Genomic DNA, 22,215 nt, shown 5'->3' with positions numbered 1-22,215 from the left:
AAATCGTAGCCGACATGTGTATGCCGCCCGCTTCCCGTTTTATTGGGTGAGAAGCGGGCGGCACGGGGTGTGCGGGTGGGGCTTACGGACGCCAGTCGATCAGGATGCCGTCGTACAGCTCCGCGTCCGTGAGCTCCAGCGGGGTCGGGCCCGCGTGGAAGAAGGCCGTGTTGTCGGTCTTCAGCTTGCGGAGGTAGTCGAAGGCCTTGTTCTCGTGCTCGCCGAACGCGACGAAGGAGAAGAAGACCGAGGGGTGGGACTTCGCGGCGTCCGTGAGGGCCTGGGTGGCGGGGGTCTTCGCGTCCGGGGCGCCGTCGGTCTGGAAGACGACGAGGGCGGGGGTGCCGTCCTTGCCGCTGTCCTTGCCGCTGTCCTTGCCGTGGTGCTTGTCGTAGTGCGCGAGTACGGCTTCGACGGCTGCGTGGTAGCTGGTGCGGCCCATGCGGCCGAGGCCGGCGTGTGCCTCGTCGATCGCGTTCTCGGGGGAGGCGGGGGTGAGGTCGGTGGTGCCGTCGACCTCGGTGGAGAAGAAGACGACGTGGACGGAGGGGGTCTCGCCGTCGGGGGTGAGGCGGGTGGCGAGGGCGAGGGTCTGGTCGGCGAGGGCTGCGGCGGAGCCGTCCTTGTAGTAGCCGCGCATGCTCGCGGAGCGGTCGAGGACGAGGTAGGTGGCGGCGTGGGTGCCGGTGAGGTCGGCCTTGGCGAGCGCGGACGTTGCGGCGTCGCCGGGGGCCGTGGCCTCGGCTTCGCCTTCGGCCGACGTGTTCCCGCCCGCACCACCCGTGACGGTCTCGTCGTCCGGTGCGGGTGGCCCCTGCGGGGCAGGCTCGCCGGCGGCGGCTGCGGCGTCGTGGGGGGCCGTGGCCTCGGCTTCGCCTTCGGCCGACGTGTTCCCGCCCGCACCACCCGTGACGGTCTCGTCGTCCGGTGCGGGTGGCCCCTGCGGAGCGGGCTCGCCGTCGGCGGCTGCGGGTTCGGGGGTGGCTTCGGGCGCCGGCTCGGTGATCGGTTCCGCGATGGTCTCGGCGGCCTGCTCCGGCTCGGTCTCGGCCACCGGCTCCGGCGTGGGCTCGGGGGTGGCCTCGGTGGTGGGCTCGGTGATCGGTTCCGGGGCTGCTTCGGCCGTGGGCTCCGGCTCCGGGGTCGCTTCGGGCGACGGCTCGGCCGTGGGTTCCGGCTTCGGGGCCGTCTCCTCGGTCGCCTCCGCTGCCGGATCCGGCTCCGGCTCGGCTTTGGCCTCGGCCTCGGGCTCTGTCGCCGGCTCCGCCGGCTCCGTCGGGTCCGTCGGGTCCAGTTGTTCCGCCTGTTCCGCCGGTGCCGGAGGTTCCGCCACGACCTCGGCCTCGATCTTGAGCACCGGGTCCGCTTCGGTCGGGGCGTCCGGCTCGGGCTTGAGGTCCACCTCTGGTTCGATCAGGCGGGTCGCCTGCTTCGGAACCGTGACGTTGTCGAAGGCGGCCGAGACCAGATCGTGTTCCTCTGCCGTCGCCGGGCGGGGCTCCGGGACCGCTGCCGGTGCCTCCGGCGCCTGTGCCGCCGCTTGCTGTTTCGACTGCGAAGGGAGCTGGTCCGCACCCTCTGCCTCGGCAGGACGCGGCTTTCGCGACCTGCCGAATGCGTTCCGCAGGAGAGTGAGAATGCCCATGTGCGCAACCCTTCGCGTGAGTTGATACCCGTCAATCGCTGGCCAGGACGGACACGTAAGGTTAGCGGCCCCAGGTTGCGATCTTGGGGAGGGTCGATGACTCCTGTCGGGCGTCAGTGGGGGGAGGCGATGGCTCTGGCCGCCGCCACCTCCTGGCGCAGGGGCTCCAGGACGCTGTCCGGCGGGCCCGTGAGGTCCGTGCGGACCGCGACCAGGGTCTCCGACCGGCGGACGCCCTCCGCCAGCTCGCGCAGTTGCCGGGTCACCTGGTCGACCTCGGCCGGGTCCGGGGGCGGTGCCCCGTGCCGTACCCGGACCCGGGCCGCCGTCGTCGCGTCGACGATGCGTTCCACGGCGACGACCAGGGGCCACCAGGCCGCAGCCCGGCGGCCGGTGGGCGGCGGCTCGGTCAGGGCGCGCTGGAACTCGGTGCGGACCACGGACAGGTCGCGGTAGAGGCGGCGCCGCAGCCGGGCGCGAGCGGCGGGTTCCGCTTCTGCCCTGAAGGCCAGCTCGACGTAGGCCGCCGTGTCCGCGACGGCGTCGGCCAGCCGGTCGCCGACCCGGGTCCGCCAGCTCTCCGGCCACAGCAGGTACCCGGCGACCAGCGCGATCGCGCAGCCCATCAGGGAGTCGAGGAGGCGGGGCACGAGCAGGCCGGTGCCCTGGTGGTTCAGGTTGTCGGAGAGGAGCAGGATGACCGGGGTGACGGCGGCGGTCTGGAAGCCGTAGCCCCGTGGGGTCAGGGCCGGGACCAGGGGCGCCAGGACCATCATCACCGGTACGTCCCACCAGCCGCGCGGTACGACGGCGAGGACCGTCGCCGCCACCACCAGGCCCACCACCGTGCCGAGCGCGCGCAGCAGCGCCCGGGAGAAGACCGAGCCGAAGTCGGGCTTGAGGACGAAGGTGATGGTGAGGGCCACCCAGTAGGAGCGCGGGACGGGCACGAGGGAGACCAGGGCCTGCGCGATGCCGATGCACAGGGCGAGGCGGATGCCGTAGCGCCAGGAGTTGGCGGAGAGGACGACGTTGCGGGCGGCCCGTGCGGTGCGGATGCCGAGGGCGGCGGGGCGGCCGAGGCGGTCGTCGATGCCGCGCGGGTCGACGTCGGGGGCGGTGGCGACCTCGGCGACGTGCCGCAGGGCGTGGTCGACGGCGCGGCCGGTCTCGTTGCGGGGCTCGGGCAGCGCCAGCCCTATCGGGCCCGTGTAGCCGGTCTCGACGGCGTCGGCGATGTGCAGGACCGCCGCGGGGACCTCGGGCGGCAGCGGCTTCCCGGCGCGGCGGGCGAGGCGGACGGCGGGGGCGGCCTCGACCACCGGGGTGATCGCGTTCAACTGGGCGAGCATGCGGGTGAGTTCGCGGCTGCGGCCGCGGTACCGGGTGCGCCGGGCCAGGATCAGGTCGTACGCCTGGTTCAGGGACTGGGTGACGGTGTGCCGGGCGCGGTCGTACGCCTCGCCGTCCTCGCCGTCGCTGATGGACAGCAGGCCGGCGACCGTGCGGTAGGCGGCGGCGACCGCCGCGCGCTCGGGTACGCCCGAGCGCAGCGGCCAGGCGAGCAGGGCGAGCAGCAGGACGAGCAGGCCGCCGCCGGTCATCAGCACCGGGGTGAGCCACCAGGCGCCGGGCAGCGGCAGGCCCGCGCCGATCACGGAGTTGAGCAGGAGAAGGAGACCGGAGACGGAGGACACCGCGCCGATCGTCGAGATCATCCCGGAGAGCAGGGCGATGCCGGTGACGACGGCGACGGTGAGCCAGCCCTGGCCGTAGACCAGCGAGCCGGCGGTGACGCCCACGGCGCCGAAGAGCTGCGGGACCGCGATGTTGAGGATGCGCATCCGGTAGGCGTCGGCGGTGTCGCCGATGACCCCGGACAGGGCGCCCATCGAGGCCAGCGCCCCGTACGCGGGCTGTCCGGCCGCGAGCCCGACGGCGAGCGGGAGGCTCATGGCGAACGCGGCGCGGGCGAGGGCGGCCCAGTTGAGGGGGGCCGCCTGCTGGGGCCGGAGGTTCCTTACCAGCCAGTCGGGAGGGGTGAGGCCGATCGGGAACTCGCGGGACATGCGGCCATTATCGGTGCTCGTGCCGGTGGAGGGTGATGTCCACGATGAGGGCCCGGTGGCCGGTGCGGGCCGGGGCGGGAACGGGGTGAGGGGGGTCTCGTGCGGTCTTCGGACCGGCCGCAGGGGGGCGTTGTGCGGTGCCCGGGCTCACGACGCCCCGTCCACCCGGGCCAGGAACTCCTCCAGCGCCCGGTTGAACTCAGCCGGCCGTTCCAGGTTGGGCATGTGGGACGCCCCGTCGATGATCCGGAGGGTGGAGTCGGCCAGGAGGGCGTGCATCGCCTCGGCGTCGGAGACGGGGGTGTACTCGTCGTCCGCGCCGACCACGACCAGGGCGGGGACCGTCGCCTTCGCGAGCAGGGGGCGGTAGTCGGGGCGTTCGGCGCGGCCGCGCAGGGCTGCCGCGGCGCCCTCGGGGTGGGTGGCCGTCATCATGCGGTGGACGTGGGCCTTCACGTCGGGGCGGGCGTCCGGGGCGACCATCTTCGCCAGGACCTCGTCGGCGTAGCCGCGCATGCCCTCGCGCAGGAGCCGGTCGGCCATGGCGTTCCTCGCCCGTCTGCCCTCCTCGGTCTCCGGGTCGGCGAAGGTGTCGGCCAGGACCAGGCCCCGGACGCGTTCGGGGCCGAGGCGGTCGTAGCACTCCATCGCGATCTGGCCGCCCATCGACAGGCCGGCGACCACGCAGGTCCGTACGCCCAGCGTGTCGAGGAGTTCCGCGAGGTCCGCCGCGAACCGGGAGAGCGGGGTGCGGCCGGGGGTGACCGGGGAGGTGCCGTAGCCGCGCAGGTCGGGGGCGACGACCCGGCGGGTGGCGGCGAAGGCGGTCTGCTGGGGGTGCCACATCGTGCGGTCGAAGGGGTGGCCGTGGACGAGGAGGAGAGGGGTTCGCGAGGTATGCGGGTCATTGTCGTCGTATGCGAGGAAGGGGGGCATGTGGACGACCCTAGGGACCCGCAACTCCTCGGTGCAATAAAATCTTTGCCCTCGGTGCAAAGAGAGCAGGGGGGACCGTGGACGACTTCCGGGGGATCGCCGACCGGATCGCGCTGGACATAGCGCGGGGGCGGCTGCGGGCCGGGCAACGGCTGCCTCCGCAGCGGGCGTTCGCGCGGCGGCACGGGATCGCCGCCTCGACCGCCGGGCGGGTGTACGCCGAACTCGTGCGGCGCGGCCTGGTGGTGGGCGAGGTCGGGCGGGGCACGTTCGTGCGGTCCGCGCAGGAAGGGCCGCAGGGGCGGGCGCTGGTCGAGGACGGCGCCGCCCGCGTCAACCTGGAGCTCAACTATCCGTCCGTGCCCGGCCAGTCGGAGCTGCTGGCCCCGGCTCTCGCGCCGCTGCTGCGGCCCGACGCGCTCACCGACGCCCTCCGGCCGGCCGCCGCCGACGGCACCCCGCACGCCAGGGAGGCCGCCGCCGCGCTGCTCGCCACCGGCGACTGGCGGCCCGACCCCGGCCGCGTCCTGTTCACCGGCAACGCCCGGCAGGCGATCGCCGCCACCCTGGGGTCCCTGGTGCGGCCGGGCGGCCGGGTCGGGGTGGAACCGTTGACGTATCCGCTGGTCAAGGAGGTCGCCGGGCGGCTCGGCATCACGCTCGTCCCGGTGCGGGCGGACGGCGACGGGCCCGTCCCCGAGTCCGTGCTCGCCGCGCACCGGTCCGCGCCGCTCTCCGCGCTCTATCTCCAGCCGACCCTGCACAACCCGACGTCGGTGACCGTCCCGGCCGAGCGCAGACTCCAACTGGCCCGGCTGGTCGCGGACGTGGGGCTGCCGGTCGTGGAGGACCGGATCTGGTCGTTCCTGCGCCGCGAGCCCGAGCCGCCACCGCTCGCCGCCCTCGCGCCACGGCTCGTCCATGTCGTCGACGGGCTCTCCAAGCGGGTCGCGCCCGGTCTCACCGTGGGGTTCGCCGTCGTGCCCGAGGACCGGGTGGCCGCCGTGGCGGCGGCCGTGCGGTCCGGGGGATGGAGCGCGGGGGCGTTCGCGCTGGAGGCGGCCGTGCGCTGGATCGGGGACGGGACCGTGGCGCGGCTCGTGGCGGCCAAGCGGGAGCAGGCCGCACGTCGGCAGCGGCTCCTTCGCGAGGCGCTGGCCGGGTTCGCCGTACGGGCCGATCCGCAGGGGTACTTCGCCTGGTGGGAGCTGCCCGAGCCGTGGCGGGCCGACGGTTTCACGGCGGCCGCGGCCGCCCACGGGATCGCGGTCACGCCGGGTACCGCTTTCCGCGTCGACCCGAAGCGGACGCCGGACGCGGTGCGGCTCGGGCTGGCGTCGGCCGCGGAGCCGGAGCTGGCGGGGGCGCTGCGGACGCTGGCCGCCCTCGCGGCGCGCGGCCCGCGGCAGCCCCCGGCGGACGGTCAGTCCAGCAGGCCGTCGTAGTCCGGCAGCTTGTAGGTGGTGTCGGCGTAACCGCCGCTCAGGTCCGTGGTGTTGTTGCCGATGTTGGCGATGATGTCGTAGCCGTCCGCCTCGATCGCCTTGCGCTGCGAGGTCTTGAAGTCCGCGACGGACTCGGTGAGCAGCTGGGCGACGGTCCGCGCGGAGAGGCCGTCGACGGTGTAGCCGACCGACTTCAGGTTGGCCTTGGTCACCACGTTGTACAGGTCGCTGCGGGCGCTGACGAAGAACACGCTGATGCCCTTGGCGTGCGCGTCCTGGGCGAGGGCGAGCACCGGCGGGGTGGCGGGGATGGTGATGCCGCCCTCGAAGTGGGTCTCCAGCGAGGTGTTGTCGATGTCGAGGACGATCGCCTGCCTCGCGCCCGAGGTGTTGGCGGCGGCGCGGCCGTCGATGTAGGCCTGCGCGGGGCCGGTGACGGCGGAGACGTCGGACAGCCACTGGGTCTCGGTGACGGTCGAGTCGGTGGCCTGGGCGGGCAGGGCGGCGGCGAACGACAGGGCGAGGCCGGCCGTGAGGGTGACTGCGGCACGGCGCGCGGTGCGACGGTTCATCGGGTGGGGGCTCCTCGGGTGACGTCGGCGTCGGCCGCCGGTGTTCCGTACCGGTGGCCGTCGCCTCGCCACGGTGGTCGGCCGGGGCGCCCGCCGGGTGACTGCCGGAGGAGCAGCCGGTTACATGACTGGCATGTTCTGGTCAGGAGACTGTGAATCGGCCCTGAGGGACGCGGAATCGGCTGTGCCGGGGGCCTGCTGCCGCGTCTCCCCGGACCCGGACCGGCGCAGGCGACCGCCGATCCGGGCCAGCGCGGCCACGGCCAGGCCGAGGGCCAGGAGCAGCCAGGAGACCGTGCGCAGGGTGGACGTCAGGGCGTCGTAGACGGCGGCCGCGGCCGGGTGCGAGACGTCCGGCGGCAGGTCGGCCAGGGTGAGACGGCGCCCGATGACGAGGGCGACGCCGAGCAGGGCGCCGCCCAGGGCCGTGCCCAGCGCGGCCGCCGTCACGGCACGGCGGCGGCGGACGGCGAGCGCGATGCCGCCGACCGCGAAGACGACGGCCGCCACGGGCAGCCAGAAGCCGGCGACCTCGAGCACGTGAAACCCCTTCCGGAGCCGGTCAAGTTCCGCCGCCGGGAGTACCGCGACGGCCGTGTGCTGGACCGGGATACGGGCCGCGAGCGGCACATGGTCCTGGGTGAGCCGGTCCTTGACCTGGGCGGTGACCGGCGCGAGGTCGACGGTGACGGGCTCCTCGCGCTCGCCCTGGAGCGCGCGCAGCACGGCGTCGTGGGTGGCCCGGTTGCCTGCGTCCCAGGCCAGCCGGAACGCCTCCGTCTGGGTGAAGGACCGGACCGCCTCGCGCACGAACGGCGCCACCGTGCCCCGCATCGGCCGGCCGACGTCCACCTCGCGCATGATGCCGTCGCCGACGGTGTCCGCGACCGCGTCCCGGACATCCGGGTCGTCGGCCAGCGGTGCCATCGTGCTGACGTACTGTCCGGTGTCCGCCAGCCCGTACGCCGCCCAGGCCGCGAGCGCGCCGAACGGCAGCAGCAGGCAGCCCAGCACGATCAGCAGGGCCGACAGGGCGCGCCGGAGACCTGAGGGCGGCGCGGTCCGTAGGGACCCCGGGGGCACTGAGGTCGCGGAGGGCACGCTTCCAGGCAAGCCCCTGAGGACCGGTCAGGCGAGCGGGGCGACTGCATTCGGGGGCGTCGGGGGGCGCAGGTGGAGCCGAACGGGGGTACGGCGGTGCCGGCCGGGCCGGAAACCCCTGGGGCGCCGCGCTCCGGTGGAGGGTTGACCCGAACGGGTGTTTCCTGGTGGGGGAACGTCGCCGGGCGCCCGCAGCGCCTCGGCGACCGGTGAGGGGAAACAGGGGAAACACGTGGGCCCCGGCCGTGGGGGCCGGGGCCCACGGCCGGGGTCGGCGGCGGGATTGTCCACGCGCGCAGCTCGCGGCGCCGCCCGGCGCCGGCCTCAGCCGGGCGCGCGGCTAACGGATGCGGTGTCCGACCGCGTCCTCGTGCGTGTAGAACCGGTAGAACATCACGATGAACGTCACCGCCGCGACCGCGAGCGACATCGCGACGCACCGGAGAATCGATTCGCTGCTCTGGCTGTACAGGAAGCCGAAGGCGGTGCCCATGAACGCCGTCCACACCACCGCGTGCAGCTCCCGCCGCAGCCGTGGGGCGACGGTCAGCACGCCGAACAGCACCACCGCGAAGACGAGCGCGGTCAGGAAGCCGAACAGCAGGTTCCAGCCGGTGATGGGCCCGCCCATGCGCCGGTTGGCCGCGGCCCAGTAGCCGTAGATCAGCCCGGTCACCACCGGTATGGCCACCCGGGCCCTGGCGTGCATCTGCGTACTGAACACGTCGGGCGTCCGGCCGCTCCGGGGCATACCACCGGACGTGGGTGCCGCTTGAGCCATGAGCGTGCTCCTCTCTCCTCGCCCCCGTCTTCCAGAGCACACCTGCGGGTACCCCCTGGCAAGTCGGTCAGTGCATCCCGTACGACGCTTCGTAGGGGATCACGTACGACGTGCGAGGCGTGCCCGCCCGTGTTTCCCTGACTCTCGTGACCGACCACCAGGCCGTGCGGCGGTGCAGGGAGCTGCTGTGGGTCAGGGGCCGGAGCGTCGCCTGGGTGGCGCCGCTCCTGCTGCTCGCCGGGATCACGGCGGTCGACCTCAACACCACCGAGCGGTTCCGGATCGTCTCCTGGATCGTCCTGGTCCCCGGTATCGCGGCCGCGCTCTGCGGGGTCTGGACGACGGCGGTCTTCGCGGTGCTGTCGGTCCTCGACTACGTCGCCGTGGACAGCGCCTGGCCGAAGGAGTACCAGGCCGGGCTGCCCGACTTCATCCTGGTCGCCTTCGCGGGGCTGCTGGCCATCCTCGCCTGCGTGGTCCGCAGGAACGGCGAGCGGCGGATGCTGCACATGCGGGACATCGCCGAGACCACCGTGCGTACCGTGCTGCGCCCGCTGCCGCAGGGGTGGGCCGGGCTGGAGCACGCGGCGGTGTACCTCGCCGCGGACAGCCAGGTGCGGGTGGGCGGCGACTTCTACGACATCCAGCCGGGGCTGTACGGCACGCGGGTGCTGGTCGGGGACGTCCAGGGCAAGGGGCTGGGGGCGGTGGAGACGGCGGCGGCGCTGCTGGGGACGTTCCGTGAGGCGGGGTACCACGAACGGGACCTGGCGACGGTGGCCGACCGGCTGGAGACCCGGTTGATCCGGCACCGGGGCCACACGGTGGCGCTGGGCAGGGACGACGGCGACCGCTTCGCCACGGCGGTCCTGCTCGGCTTCCCGCCGGGTGACCCGGACGTGGTGGAAGTCGTCAACTTCGGCCACGAGCCGCCGCTGGCGGTGGGGCCGGCGGGGGTACGCCCCCTGCCCCCGGGCGACGGGCTCCCCCTCGGCATGGCCGACCTCGCGGCGGCGAGCGGCCCGCCCCCCACCCGCACCGTCACCCTCGCCCCCGACGAGACCCTCCTCATCACCACGGACGGCGTCACCGAGGCCAGAAACGGCAACGGCGCCTTCTACTCCCTCCCCGACGCCGCCGCCCGTGCCCCCGCCCCCGACCCCACCCGCCTCGTCGCCTACATCCGCGAGGGCGTCCTCCACCACAGCCACGGCCACCTCTCCGACGACACCACCATCTTCGCGGTACGCCGCACCCCACCCCCTTAGAGCCACGAAGGCGGGGGCCGACAGCGGCCCCTCAGGGGCGCGGGGAACTGCGCGATCAGCCACGACGGCGCATTGCTCCGCAACGGGCAGGCGCCCCGACGGCGGCTTGCGGCTGCCCGGCACCGCCGAGCCGCACCGTCGTGGCTGAGCGCCGTCACGGCGGAAAAGAAGGGGGCGGCGGAGAAGCGCAGGGAAGGCACAGGCAGAGGGGTGGGAAAAGGGGCAGGGAGGGCGAAAAGTGAGGAGGAGGGGACCGGTGGGGTGGGGGCGATAGAGAGGTGGGGGTGGGGGCGGCGAGGGAGTAGAGGGCGCCGTTTCCGGTTCCGGCCCCGGTGACGCCGTCCGGGATCGGAAGGGTGGAGGGGGGTGGGGCGGGAGTGGGGGCTGCGGTCAAGGGGAGCGGGGGCAGGGGGCGGGCTCGGGGGACGCTCAGGGGGCGTACCGGGCGTTACCCGGGTCAAAGGGCTTCCGTGGGCCCCGCTTTGCAAGCGCAGCGGTTACCGTGCTGGCGTAAGTGAAACAGGGGAACAAAGGGGGAGGGCCCGATGCCCGGAACCGTGCTGCTGATCGCGGCCTCGCCGACAGGCAAAGCACGCATGGTGGACGCCGCCTCCGTGCTCCCCGTGCTCGCGGCCGTGCCCCCGGCGATACTCTCCGGCACGGAGACCGCGAACGTCGTCGAGCTCGCCGACCCCCTGGAGCCGCAGGCCGTGCTGACCCGGCTGCGTGCCGCCGCGGCCGCGCCAGGCCCGCTCACCGTGTTCGTCACGGGCCAGCTCCACCTGGACCGCAAACAGCGGCTGCCGCATCTCGCGCTGGCCCGGACCACGCCCGCCACCGTCCGCTACACCGGCCTGCCCTGGCACTGGGTCCGGGAGGAGCTGCGGCTGCGGCCGCCCGGGGCGACGACGCTGGTGCTCGATCTGCACGCGGAGCACGAGGTGTGGGAGCAGTTGCGTACCGTTCCGCTCGACTGCGGGCGGAACAACGCCGTGCACGGGCGGATCGCGCCGCCGCCCGCCCGGCGGGAGGTCGCCGCACCGTCGTACATGAAGGCCGTGGCGACCGTGCTGAGGAGCGGGTACCGGCCGGCGATGGCGGAGCTGCACCGGCAGGTGCTCGCACGGCTCGGGGCGGAGCTCGCCGCCGACATCCTGTTCAGCACCCACACCCCGGACAGCGGCGATCCGCACGACGCCATCAGCGCGGCCGTACGGGACGGGCGGTACGCGGAGGCGGACGAGCTCGCCGCCCGCTGGGAGCAGGCGGCCGCGCGGGCGCACGGGCCGGCCTCCGAGGACGCCCTGCACTGGTCCGAGGTCCGTGCCGACCTCGCGATGTTCGCGGGGGACGCGGTGCGGAGCTGCCGTACCTGGCTGACCGTCGCCGGTGCCCGCCTGGGCGCCGGGCAGCCGGCCGACGCACCGGCCGTCGAGGCGGCGGTGGACCGGGCCCACCACCAGTGGGGCGCCATCAAGGACACGGCGCGGGCCCGTGAACTCGGGCCCGCGCTCGCGGAGTTGAGACTCAGGGTGCCGGGCCGCCGGGAAGGTGCCCTGGACCACGTCCAGCAGCACCTGCGGCAGTTGCAGACCCAGTGACAGGGTTCAGCTCGTGAACGTGAAGTACTTCCAGGCGCCGTACGTCGTGGCGTTGACCGTGTCGCCGGACGCCCCGTCGATGTAGTCGGAGCGGACGCGGAAGCGCCAGCCCACGTCCCCCTTGTGGTTGCCGGTGAACTCGACCTGCGAGACCCCGCTGGTGGCCAGGGCGAAGTACTTCGAGGTGTCCGCGTACCACGTGCCCTGGTAGTAGACCTGGAAGTCGAACCGCTGGGCACGGCCGCGGTAGTACGGCATCTTGGTCGTGAACAGCGGGTTCTTGGTCTTGTGGAAGTAGTAGTAGGTCTGGCCCCAGGCCTTCTTCGACTTGTACTGGCGGCTGACCGCCATGGAGACGCTGACCTTCGCGCCCACCGTGCTGGACACCGACCGCGGCTGCCAGCGGGCGTCGCCCGCGAACTTGGCGGTGACCTTGGTGTCCCGCTTCAGGTCGAGGACCACGGAGAGGTTGCCGTGCGAGTCGACCTTCCCGGACTTCACCAGCTTGTCGGGCTTGTCCGAGCCGGCCGGGTCGGCCCAGAGCTCCACCGTGCGGTTCTTGTACGTCGTGCCGAGGTGGGCCGTGAACTTCACGTCCTTCCCGTACGCGTACACCTTGCCGTTGTTGTTCAGCGTCAGCGTCGGCTTGGCACGGGAGACGTCCACGGTGTCCCTGGCGGAGGCGGCCGTGTGCTCGCCGTCTCCCGCGTAGGAGACCGTGTACGTCACCTTGCCGCCGGCCGGCGGGGTGTCGGTGAAGGAGTAGGTGCCGTCGGCCTTGACCGTGACGGCGGGCAGCGCCTTCCCGGCCGGGGAGTCCAGGTCGGTGCGGACGACGGTGACCTGGGCGCCGGCGGGCAGCGCGGTCGTCGAGGAGAGCGTGCCGGTGACGGTGAGCAGCTTGCCGCGGGTCGCCGACGCCGGGGCGTTCACCGTGAGGGTGGTGGCCGCCCGGCCCGGGCTGTCGTACTCGCGCAGGGAGTACACGTCCTCGCTGTTGTACGTCACCGCGAACAGCCGGGAGCCGTCCGGGGCCCAGGCCAGCCCGGCGTCGGCGAGGGTGTCCGCCCCGCTGGTGCTGCCCGTGTTGGGGAAGTCGTACGTGCGCACGGCCTCGCTGCTGCCCGGGTGGAAGATGTAGACGTCCGGGTCGTACCAGGCGAAGCTGCCGCCCGCGACCGTGCCGTCGGGCGCGATGGCCACGGAGTTCGGGTAGGCGGTGCTGGTGTACTTGCCGTCCTCGTTGAGGTCGGAGGTCTTGAACACCTGGTGGTAGTAGGGCGCTCCGCTGGCCACCACGACGTCCTTGCCGTCGGGGGTGACCTGGAGGTCGCCGAGGTTGCTGCCGGCGTCGCGGGTGCCGGCCAGCTTGGTCGCGGTGCCCGACGAGACGTCGTAGGAGGCCAGCTCGACCGGGCTCTGGCCGGGGGCGCCCGCGACCAGGGTGCCGGAGCCGGGTGCCGCGTCCAGGACCGGCGCCTGGTACCAGCTGTTGTCCTGGTTGAGGGCGACCGTGTGGTCGCCGGTCAGGTCGACCGAGCCGATGTTGCCGGCCGCGGCGCCTCCGTAGCCGAACCAGAGCTTGCCGCCCGCGAGGGCGACGCTCCGCGGCTTGTCGCCGACCGTGTAGCGGGTGGTCTCGGTGTCGGTCGCGGTGTCGATGACGGCGATGGCGTCCAGGTCCTGCACGGCCGCGTAGAGCGTGCCCGAGTCGGCGGACAGTTCGAGGCCGCTGACCCCCGACAGGTTGGTCGTCAGCTGCTTGAGCACGGTGCCCGAGTAGTCGGTGACGACGATCTTGCCGTTGACCGGGTCGCTGATGAAGACCTGCTGGTGGGTGCCGTCGACGACGATGTCACCGAGCGACTTGACGGGCAGGAGCGCGCTGGTGTCGGCGTAGGCCGGCGCGGCGGCCAGGGCTGCGGAGCTGAAGAGGACCGCCAGGGTGGTGGCGGCCGTGACGGTGCGGATACGCACGCTGATTCGAACCCCCCGGATCGAATGAAATGGACGCCACGGAACGCGGCCCACGTGTGTGCGCTTGCTGTGGGCCGCGTGTGGCGGATGTGGGGAAGACTAGGTCATGCCACTGACAACCGGCATCCGGGATTCGGGGGCGGGGGCGGGGGCCGGATCTCGTCAGGCGTACGCGTCGAACGTGATCGTGCTCGGCTTGGCCTTGTTCAGGTGGTCGTCGAACTTGGCGTCCTGGAGCGGGAAGTTCGCGTCGCCCCAGTCGGAGGCGTTCAGGATGCCGCGGAGGTTGGACGCCATGGTGTCCCAGGCGAGCAGGTTCTCCTGGTGCCAGGCGGCGTCGTCGTTCTCCGGGGCCTCGCCCCACTTGGCGAACCGGAAGTCGTGGGTGCTCAGGCCGTCCTTGTGGTAGACGACCTGCACGCGCTGGCTGCTCATCGGCACGTCGGCGACCGCCTCGGTCTCGAAGTCGCCGTGCTGGGAGGCGGACAGGTACGACGGGTGGTCGGCGCCCTGTCTGACCCAGACGACGATGCACTCCCAGTCGTGGCGGTGCCCGATGCCCGGGGAGGCCTCGTCCTTCTCGAAGTAGCTGGCGTAGATGATCCCGCACCAGCCGTTGTCGCACTTGGCCCGCGAGTAGGTGTTGGCGTGGTCGAGGTGGCCGGTACGGCAGCTGCCGGTGACGGAACCGGTCGGCTTCAGGCCGCCGTTGAGGTTGCCGTCGGGGTCGATGGCGGCGGCCGGGTAGCAGCTGTCGGTGTCGTAGTCGTACAGCGGCTCGAAGAACTTCTGGAACGTGGTCGCGTTCTCCGGGAGGTTCTGGAGCACGCCCGCCGAGGCGGTGAAGGGGAGGGCGAGGGTGAGCGCGGCGGCGCTGCCCGCGACGGCGGTGGCTCGGCCGAGACGACGGGTTCTGGTGCGGGGCATCGGGGGGCTCCAGTCGGGGGTCCGGGGGGCCGTTGGTACGGTCTTTTCGTCCCGGACATGACATCCGGGCGCAGGCCCGAGAGTGCCAGGCGGAGGGTCCCGTGGAAGGGCTTTCTACCAAACGAGGGGCGGCATTTCGCGGAACTGGTCACCGTGCGGACGCGGCCGGAACCCCCGGCGGGACAGGGGGAGGGTCCCGCCGGGGGCGATGGTGGGGTGGGGGCACGGGGTGGCGCCCCGAACGGCGGCGCGGCCGGCGGAACGCTCAGTGCCGGGCGGTCGCCGCGGTCGGGGCGGCGGGGGCGTCGTCCGTCGCCCGGGCCGGGCCGGCGTTGGCCGCGGTGATGAGCGCGGCCACGGCGATCACGGCGGCGACGAGACCACGGGCGTAGCGTGCGCTGGGACGTGTGGTAGCGCTTGCGGTGGGGCGTGCGGATGTGCGTCCGAGCACGGCGACCTCGCAACAACAGGGGCGGGTTAAGCACGTTTAATCCGCGGTTTAACCTAGGGGTAGTCGGAGCTCAACGGCAAGAGGTCCAGGGGGAGTTGGGGGGAACGGCCAGATGCGTGAACGGGACGATCCGGAGACCATAGGGCGGCGGGTGCAGCAACTGCGCACCGAACAGGGGCTCACCCAGCGGCAACTGGCCGAACCGGCCTACACGCCCGCCTACATCTCCACGCTGGAGGCCGGGCGGGTTCGGGCCTCCGACGAGGCGCTGCGGCACATCGCGGGCCGGCTCGGCATCGGCTTCGAGGAGCTGGCCAGCGGGCGCCCCGCCCACCTCGCCACCGACCTGAGGCTGCGGCTCACCGAGGCCCAGCGCACCCTGGCCACCGGCGCGGCCGAGGCGGCCGCCGCCCAGTACGCCGGCCTCTTCGCGGAGGCCGAGGCGCACGGGCTGGCGGTCGAACAGGCCACCGCGCTGCTCGGGATGGGCGAATGCGCCCTGGACACCGGTGACCTGGAGCAGGCCAGGGAGTTCTTCGAACGGGCCGAGCTGTGGACCGCCGACGAACCCCTCCCGGTGCGCGTCCCGGCGATCCGCGGCCGGGCGGTCAGCCACTACCTCGCGGGTGAGCTGCGGTACGCCGTCTACCTCCTCGAGTCCACGCTCGACGAACTCAACCGCGGCGGCCTGCACGACCCGGACGCGCTCCTGCTCCTCTACGCCTCCGCCATCGGCCCCTACATGGACATGGGCGCCCACGCCCGCGCCGCCCAGGCCGCCGAACTCGCCCTCGCCCTCGCCCCGCAGGCCGGCGACCCCGCGCTGATCGCCCGGATGCACCGCTCCGTCGCCCGCACCCTGCTCGCCGAGGGCCGGGTCGCCGACGCCGACGCCTCCCTGGCCAAGGCCGCCGAGCTGTACCGCCAGCTCCAGCTCCGTACCGAACTCGCCAACTGCCACTGGATGCGCGGCTACGTCTACGCCCAGAACGGCGAACTGGAGCGCGCGGAGAACGAGTTGCGCGAGGCCCTCGCCATGCTGTCGGAGACCCGCGCGGCCCTGTACCGCAGCCAGGCGGCGGTGGAACTGGCCGACGTCCTGCACCGCCGGGGCAAGTCGGACGAGGCCGCCGGACTCCTCCACGACGTGCTCGGCGACTTCTCCTCCGAGCGCGGCGCGGTCCACTCGGCCGCCGCGCACCGGCTGCTCGGCATCATCGCCGAGGACGCCCGGGACACGGAGGCGGCGGAGGAGCACTACGTACGGGCGCTGAGCCTGCTGGAGCGGGCGGGCGCGGCCGGCGACCTGGCGGACCTGTGCCGCCTCCTCGGCGACCTGCTGCGCCGCACCGGCCGGGTGGAGGCGGCCCTCGACGCCTACCGCACCGGCCTCGGCCACCGTACGGCCCCGGGCACCACGACCCTGGGACCGGCACCGGCACAGCCGCCGCTGTAGGACCACCGTTCCGGCGCGCGCGGCGTAGCGGTCACGTCCGGCCGCCGGACGGTGGCGGCTGGTCGCGCAGTGCCGCGCGCCCCCACGGGCGGCTTCCAGGTCTGTCGCATGATCCGCGGGTGAGGTGGCGGATATGGCGTACATCCTCCATCCGCGCCCTCGATATGGCGGCGAACCGCCGAACGGCTTCTACAACAGTCCCGTCAGCGAAACCTTCGCGACGCCGCGAGCTGGAGGAGAAGACGATGACCGACCACGGAGCAGACCTGCTGATCCGCGCCGGTGCGGTGCACACGCTGGTGCCCGGCCAGGCCCCCCGGCGGGCCCTGGCGGTGCGCGGCGACCGGATCGCCGCCGTGTCCGCCGACCCGCACGGCCTCGACCACCTGGTGACCGCGCGGACCGAGGTCCGTGACCTGCCCGGCGCCACCGTGCTGCCCGCCTTCGACGACACCCACACCCACCTGGTCTTCGCCGCGCTCGGCGCCCAGGACGTCCCCGTCCACCAGGCCCGCACCATCCCCGAGTTCCTCGACCTGATCCGGCAGCGGGCCGCGGTCACCCCCGAGGGCGAGTGGATCCGCACCACCACCAACTGGCAGGAACTCAACCTGGCCGAGCGCCGCATGCCCACCGCGGCCGAACTCGACACGGCCACCGGACGGCACCCGGTCCTGGTCAAGCGCGGCGGTCACAACGACGTCGTCAACAGCTACGCACTGCGCCTCGCCGGCATCACCGAGGACACCCCCGTGCCGCCCGGCGGCACCATCGGCCGCGACGCCGGCGGCCGTCTGGACGGCCGGCTCATCGACAACGCCCTGCACCTGGTGGAACGCCTGGTCCCGGCCCCCGACCGGGCCCAGCGCATCGAGGGACTCCGCATCGCCTCCCGCGACTACGCCGCCACCGGCATCGGCACCGTGCGGGACTGCGCGGTGACCCCCGAGGACTACCGGGTGCTCCGGGCCGCCCGCGAGGCCGGCGCCCTGCACACCAGGGTGCGCGCGCTGATCTCGGCGCTCGGCATGACGAGCGCCGCCCAGGTGGAGGATCTGCTGGACACCATGGAGCGGTGGCGCGACACCTCCGACCCGTACCTGTCGGTGTGGGGCGTGAAGTTCGGTCTCGACGGCGGCCTGGAGGCCGGTGCCACCGAGGAGCCGTACGCCTGCGACCACTCCTTCTCGGGGATGCTGATCTGGGAGCCGGACGCGCTGGCCGAAGCGGTCGAGGCGGTGGTCAGGCGCGGCTGGCGGGTCGGCACCCACGCCTACGGCGACCGCGCGGTCCGCACCCTCCTCGACGTCTACGAACGCGTCCTGGACCGCAGTCCCGGCCTGCCCGCCGGCACCCTGGTGATGGAGCACGGCGGGCTGGCCGGCCCGGAACAGCGCGCCCGCGCCGTCGCGTTGGGCATCCCGGTCACCATCCAGCAGCCGCTGCTGCACGACACCGCCCAGGTCGAGGAGGGCTTCTGGGGCCCGGAGCGGGTCGCCCGCCTCTTCCCGGCGCGCGGCTGGATCGACCTCGGCGCCCAGGTCAGCGCGGGCTCCGACTTCCCGGTCGGCCAGTTCGGCGCGATGCGCTCGGTGTGGGGCATGACGACCCGGCAGACGGTCATCGGTGTGAAGGGCCCCGAGCACGCGATCACCTACCCGGAGGCCCTGATCCTGCACACCACCCAGGCGGCCCGCCTCACCGGCGAGGACCGGGTCCGCGGCACCCTGACCCCGGGCCGCTGGGCCGACCTCACGGTGTGGGACCGCGACCCGGCGACCACGACGGGCGCCGAACTGCGTGACCTGAAGCCCGTCCACACATTCGTGGGCGGGGTGGCAGTGCCCCTCCAGGGGCGTGGGGAACTGTGCGACCGGCCCTCACCGGCCCGCACGTGACGCGTCCGGAGCCGGCTAGGCCTGGGCGCGTCCCTTCTCGCGTACCTGGGAGAGGCGCTGGACGCCGATGTCGAGGGCCTGCTGGGTGGTGTCGTCGGGGAGGGTGCCCAGGGCCCCGGCGGTGAGGACGATCGCGTCGTCGCCGACGCGGACGAGGGCGACGTCGAGGGTGAGGGTGGTGGGCTCGTCGGCGGGGTCGGGCTGCGAGGTGAGGGTCATCCGGAGCCCCTGGCGCGCGTCGCCGAGGTCGTGCGGCAGCCCGGCGTCGGTGATCCGGACGGCCTCGGTCCCGGCCGCGGTGGTCTGCGCGGTGAACTGCCCGCAGGTGTCGGGCAGGGTCCGCAGCCAGGCCAGGGTCCGCTCGACGTCGGCGATGCGGCTCGCGTCGACCTGGTAGCGGAGCTGGGCCGCGTCGTCGCCGTCGTCGAGGGCGGTGGCGGCCCGCGGGCCGGCTGGGGTGCCGAGCAGTTCGTCGGTGTACAGGGCCTCCAGGAGGCGCTGGCAGTCGGCCTGGCCGGTGGCCGCCTTGAGCAGCCCGTCGTGCCAGGTGGCGGTGCCGTCGGTCGCGGTCCACGGCACGCCGAGGTCGGCCTCGTCGATCAGCGCGGCCTGCGCCTGCTCGACGGTGAGCGGCGGGACGGCGGACGTGCCGGACGTACCGGGCGAGGCGGCGGGGGCGGCCGGGGCGGCCCGTTCGGCGGTGGTCGCACTGGCGGCCGGGGCGGACGCCTCCGGCGGTTCGGCGGCGGTGCAGGCGGAGGCGGCCAGGAGGCCGACCACGGCGAGACCGGAGGCGATGGCTTTCATGCGGGGGCCTCTCCAGGACCAGGACTCGGGAGCAGCGGAACGCGTGCTCCCACGCCACCACCTCCCGCCCCCGCCCGCCACCGCTCCGGTCCGTCCGGGTGAGCCCTCCTGCGCCGACCCGGGGTGAGGTGACCCGGGACCGGTGTCGGGCGGGCTGCCGGGAATGGTCCGCTCCTCCCCACCCCACGCCCCCGTCTCCCACGATCGGGAGCCATGACGAGCCACGCATTCGTGCGTGTGCAGGGGCGGGACACCGCCTACCGTCGCAGTCCCGGGCAGGGGTGCCGAGCCCCAGCTCGCGCACCTCATCGACTTCCTGATCACCGGCTACGCGGCGCGCTCGCCGCGGCTCGACGGCACCACGCGCTGACACCGGCCCCGGCCGGAGCGGGCGGCCGCGTGCGGGCCGCTACGTGAGGGCCGCGGTCGCCTCGCGGAGTTCGGTCAGGGTGGTGCGGGCCAGGTCGGGGAGGGAGCGGTCGTTCGCCGGGGTGATCCAGCGGGCGAAGGCGGCGGAGAAGGCCTGGGCGCCCAGGTGGGCGGCGAGGGACGCGGTGGGGTCGGGCACGCCGCGCTCGTGGAGGGCCGTGGCCAGGGTCGTGGCGAGGTTGAGGTTCTTGAACGCGGCGCGTTCGCGCAGCTCGCTGTGGCTGCCGATGACCTGCATCAGCCGCGGGCCGAACGCGCGCTGCTCCGGGGTGAAGGAGCCGGCCAGGGCGTCCAGGGCGGCGGCCACCACCTCCAGCGGGGTCGCCGTGTCCGGCGCCGCCGCGGCTCCCTCGGCGAGCAGGCGGCCGTGCTCCTCCTGCCCCGCGAACAGCACCTCGCGCTTGTCCGGGAAGTGCCGGAAGAACGTCGTCTTGGTCAGCCCGGCCCGCTCGGCGATCTGGGCGACGGTGGTGCTGTCGTACCCCTGCTCGCCGAACAGGTCGATCGCGGCGTGCACGAGGCGCAGTCGTGCGTTCGGTTCCCATCGGGCCATGGGGACAGCCTAAGTGATGTGACTCGGTACCGTCACAGGCGTATGGTGAGTGACGGTACCGAGTCACATCACCTGTCCTTCCATCCTGGGGAGAGTGCTGTCATGCGTGTCTTCGTCACCGGCGCGAGCGGTCATATCGCCTCCGCCGTCATTCCCGAACTGCTGAACGCCGGGCACGAGGTCGTCGGCCTCGCCCGGTCCGAGAACTCCGCGGCGGCCGTGAAGGCCCTGGGAGCCGAGGTGCGCCGCGGTGACCTGGCGGATCCGGACGGCCTGCGGGCGGCCGCGGCCGATGCCGACGCCGTCGTCCATCTCGCCTTCGACCACACGGCGATGGCCGCCGGCGACATGGCCGGGGCGGCGGCCACCGACCTGGCCGTGGTGCAGGCCCTCGGCGAGGCGCTCGCCGGGACCGGCAAGGCCCTCCTGGGGGTCGGCATGGGGCACGGCGACGGCAACGAGCACCTCGGCGCTGCCTACAGCACCAATCCGCGGGTCGCCACGGGGCGGCTGTTCGGCGAGCTCGCCGACCAGGGGGTGCGTGCGGTGCTCGTCGGGATACCGCCGGTGGTGCACAGTGCGCGGGACCGGAGCGGGTTCCTGCCGATGCTGATCCGGATCGCGCGGGCCACCGGCGTCTCCGGCTATGCGGGGGACGGCTCCAACCAGTGGTCCGCCGTGCACACGCTGGACCTCGCCCGGCTCTACCGGCTCGCGCTGGAGAAGGCACCGGCGGGCGCCGAGTTGCACGCGGCGGCCGAGGAGGGGGTCGCGGTGCGCGAGATCGCCGAGGTGATCGGGCGGCGACTGGGGATTCCGGTGGAGAGCGTGCCGGAGGACCGGCGCGCCGAGCACTTCGGGTTCTTCGGGGCGTTCGTGTCGCTGGACGTGCCGGTGCGGAGCGGCCGGACCCGGGAGTTGCTGGGGTGGGAACCGGTGGAGGCGGGGGTTCTCGCCGATCTCGAGGAGGGGCACTACCTCAGGGGTGAGTGACCAGGGGCGGCTGCAAGCGGGTCCGCGCCTCGGGGCGACCGACGTGCCGCCCGCTGCGTAGAGTCAGGGCCGACGGAAGGAGCCCCCGTGACCGGTCAGCCCATCCCCGTGATCATCGACTGTGACACCGGTGTCGACGACGCCCTCGCCCTGCTGTTCGCCGTCCGGCACCCGGGGCTGGAGCTGCGGGCGGTGTCCTGTGTCGCCGGGAACACGGACGTGGACGGGGTGGTCCGGAACACCCTGACCGTGCTGGAGCGGGCCGGGGCCGGGGACGTGCCCGTCGCCCGGGGCGCCGAGCGGCCGTTGATCGAGGCGGCGCGGTCGGCGCGGCACGTGCACGGGACGGACGGGATGGGCGATCTCGGGCTGCCCGCGCCCACCCGCCGCCCCGCCGACGTCGACGCCGTCACCCTGCTGCGCCGCGAGATCCTCGGCTCGCCCCGCCCGGTCACCCTCGTCCCCACCGCGCCACTGACCAACATCGCCCTGCTGCTGCGCACCCACCCGGAGGTGACCCGGAACATCGAGCGGATCGTGTTCATGGGCGGCGCGGTCGCGACCGGGAACGCCACCCCGGTCGCCGAGTTCAACGTCTGGCACGACCCCGAGGCGGCCGCCGTCCTGCTCACCGCCGGTGTGCCGATCACCATGTACGGCCTGGACGTCTTCCAGCGGGTCGTGGTGCCGGGGGACGAGGTACGACGGCTGCGCGCGAGCGCGGAACCGGGGGCCCGGCTCGCCGGGGAGCTGCTCGCGCACCGGCCCGCGGCCCCCGATCAGGACGGGGACGACGATGCCGCCGGCGGCCTCGGGGACGCGGGCGCGGTCTGTGCCGTCGCCGACCCGGCCGGCCTCACCACCCGGCTCCTCCCGGTCGAGGTCTCCCTCGCCCCCGGCCCGGCCCGGGGCCAGACCGTCGTGGACCGCCGCCCCCGCCCCGGCGAGGCCGAGATCCACGGCAGTGCCCGCGAACAGGCCCTGGTGGATGTGGCGTTGGATGTGGACGTGGACCGGTACGTGAAGCTGTACCTGGAGACCGTCGCCGGCGGCCGGGACCTGCCCCACTGAACACACCCTCGTTCTGGTCCTCTGGTCCTCTGGTCCTCTGGTCCAGTGGGACGGGTGATGCCCATGGAGCGGCCTCGGGGGCGTCGTCCCGCCGACTCCGTGGCCGGCGCCGGCACCACCCCGACGACCGACCACGCGCAGGTGGGGGGGGGGGGGGGGGGGGGGGGGGGGGGGGGGGGGGGGGGGGGGGGGGGGGGGGGGGGGGGGGGGGGGGGGGGGGGGGGGGGGGGGGGGG

At 73.8% G+C, this 22,215-nt stretch carries 17 protein-coding genes; 7 read left to right on the top strand and 10 right to left on the bottom strand.

Annotation, left to right across the window (positions count from 1 at the left end; translation table 11 throughout):
- Positions 1-82: 82 nt before the first annotated feature.
- From ACZ63F_RS27500 to ACZ63F_RS27490, 3 genes are all read right to left on the bottom strand, one after another.
- Positions 83-1,645, bottom strand: a complete 1,563-nt coding sequence (locus ACZ63F_RS27500; protein WP_469714607.1) for a VWA domain-containing protein — start codon at positions 1,643-1,645, stop codon at positions 83-85.
- A 113-nt stretch (positions 1,646-1,758) separates the two neighbouring features.
- Positions 1,759-3,714 carry an FUSC family protein gene (locus tag ACZ63F_RS27495; protein ID WP_469714605.1) on the bottom strand — a complete coding sequence of 652 codons (1,956 nt, stop codon included), beginning with the start codon at positions 3,712-3,714 and terminating at the stop codon, positions 1,759-1,761.
- Positions 3,715-3,861: 147 nt separating this feature from the next.
- Positions 3,862-4,650 (bottom strand): alpha/beta fold hydrolase, encoded by a 789-nt coding sequence (locus ACZ63F_RS27490; protein WP_469714603.1) that lies wholly within the window; start codon positions 4,648-4,650, stop codon positions 3,862-3,864.
- Between the two features lie 77 nt (positions 4,651-4,727).
- On the opposite strand from ACZ63F_RS27490, the gene ACZ63F_RS27485 reads away from it, so the two are divergent.
- On the top strand, positions 4,728-6,095 hold the full coding sequence (locus tag ACZ63F_RS27485) for an aminotransferase-like domain-containing protein (protein WP_469714601.1): 1,368 nt from the start codon (positions 4,728-4,730) through the stop codon (positions 6,093-6,095).
- Here the strand turns inward: ACZ63F_RS27485 and ACZ63F_RS27480 are convergent.
- From ACZ63F_RS27480 to ACZ63F_RS27470, 3 genes are all read right to left on the bottom strand, one after another.
- Positions 6,074-6,667, bottom strand: coding sequence for an HAD family acid phosphatase (locus tag ACZ63F_RS27480; RefSeq protein WP_469714598.1), 594 nt, complete (start codon positions 6,665-6,667; stop codon positions 6,074-6,076). The genes ACZ63F_RS27485 and ACZ63F_RS27480 overlap by 22 nt on opposite strands.
- Before the next feature lie 120 nt (positions 6,668-6,787).
- Positions 6,788-7,768 (bottom strand): hypothetical protein, encoded by a 981-nt coding sequence (locus ACZ63F_RS27475; RefSeq protein ID WP_469714596.1) that lies wholly within the window; start codon positions 7,766-7,768, stop codon positions 6,788-6,790.
- 340 nt (positions 7,769-8,108) lie between these two features.
- Positions 8,109-8,549: a hypothetical protein gene (locus ACZ63F_RS27470; RefSeq protein ID WP_469714595.1), complete on the bottom strand. Its 441-nt coding sequence runs from the start codon at positions 8,547-8,549 to the stop codon at positions 8,109-8,111.
- A gap of 146 nt (positions 8,550-8,695) precedes the next feature.
- Here ACZ63F_RS27470 and ACZ63F_RS27465 point away from each other — a divergent pair, with 146 nt between their 5' ends.
- Complete coding sequence (locus ACZ63F_RS27465; protein ID WP_469714592.1) at positions 8,696-9,817, top strand: PP2C family protein-serine/threonine phosphatase; 1,122 nt, start codon at positions 8,696-8,698, stop codon at positions 9,815-9,817.
- Positions 9,818-10,362: 545 nt separating this feature from the next.
- On the top strand, positions 10,363-11,418 hold the full coding sequence (locus tag ACZ63F_RS27460) for a hypothetical protein (RefSeq protein ID WP_469714589.1): 1,056 nt from the start codon (positions 10,363-10,365) through the stop codon (positions 11,416-11,418).
- 6 nt (positions 11,419-11,424) lie between these two features.
- Here the strand turns inward: ACZ63F_RS27460 and ACZ63F_RS27455 are convergent, their stop codons facing one another.
- Entirely contained in the window at positions 11,425-13,395 is a 1,971-nt protein-coding gene (locus ACZ63F_RS27455; RefSeq protein WP_469714587.1) for an Ig-like domain repeat protein, read from the bottom strand.
- A gap of 162 nt (positions 13,396-13,557) precedes the next feature.
- Positions 13,558-14,322 (bottom strand): NPP1 family protein, encoded by a 765-nt coding sequence (locus ACZ63F_RS27450; RefSeq protein ID WP_469714585.1) that lies wholly within the window; start codon positions 14,320-14,322, stop codon positions 13,558-13,560.
- Positions 14,323-14,885: 563 nt separating this feature from the next.
- On the opposite strand from ACZ63F_RS27450, the gene ACZ63F_RS27445 reads away from it, so the two are divergent.
- On the top strand, positions 14,886-16,229 hold the full coding sequence (locus tag ACZ63F_RS27445; RefSeq protein WP_469714583.1) for a helix-turn-helix domain-containing protein: 1,344 nt from the start codon (positions 14,886-14,888) through the stop codon (positions 16,227-16,229).
- Between the two features lie 245 nt (positions 16,230-16,474).
- Positions 16,475-18,127 (top strand): amidohydrolase, encoded by a 1,653-nt coding sequence (locus ACZ63F_RS27440; RefSeq protein ID WP_469714581.1) that lies wholly within the window; start codon positions 16,475-16,477, stop codon positions 18,125-18,127.
- 15 nt (positions 18,128-18,142) lie between these two features.
- Here the strand turns inward: ACZ63F_RS27440 and ACZ63F_RS27435 are convergent, their stop codons facing one another.
- A complete protein-coding gene (locus tag ACZ63F_RS27435; RefSeq protein WP_469714579.1) occupies positions 18,143-18,934 on the bottom strand; it encodes a hypothetical protein in 792 nt (263 codons plus the stop codon).
- Between the two features lie 409 nt (positions 18,935-19,343).
- A complete protein-coding gene (locus tag ACZ63F_RS27430) occupies positions 19,344-19,916 on the bottom strand; it encodes a TetR/AcrR family transcriptional regulator (RefSeq protein WP_469714576.1) in 573 nt (190 codons plus the stop codon).
- A gap of 102 nt (positions 19,917-20,018) precedes the next feature.
- Between ACZ63F_RS27430 and ACZ63F_RS27425 the strand changes: the two genes are divergently transcribed.
- Together ACZ63F_RS27425 and ACZ63F_RS27420 are read left to right on the top strand one after the other, a co-directional pair.
- The gene (locus tag ACZ63F_RS27425; protein ID WP_469714574.1) at positions 20,019-20,909 is read left to right on the top strand and encodes an SDR family oxidoreductase; all 891 of its coding nucleotides are present in this window, start codon (positions 20,019-20,021) and stop codon (positions 20,907-20,909) included.
- An 87-nt stretch (positions 20,910-20,996) separates the two neighbouring features.
- Complete coding sequence (locus tag ACZ63F_RS27420; RefSeq protein ID WP_469714572.1) at positions 20,997-21,980, top strand: nucleoside hydrolase; 984 nt, start codon at positions 20,997-20,999, stop codon at positions 21,978-21,980.
- Positions 21,981-22,215: the final 235 nt, after the last annotated feature.

This window comes from Streptomyces sp. NPDC104761, from assembly GCF_055583445.1.
The sequence above is the reverse complement of the archived record's forward strand: the minus strand, read 5'-3'. Positions and strand labels throughout refer to the sequence as shown.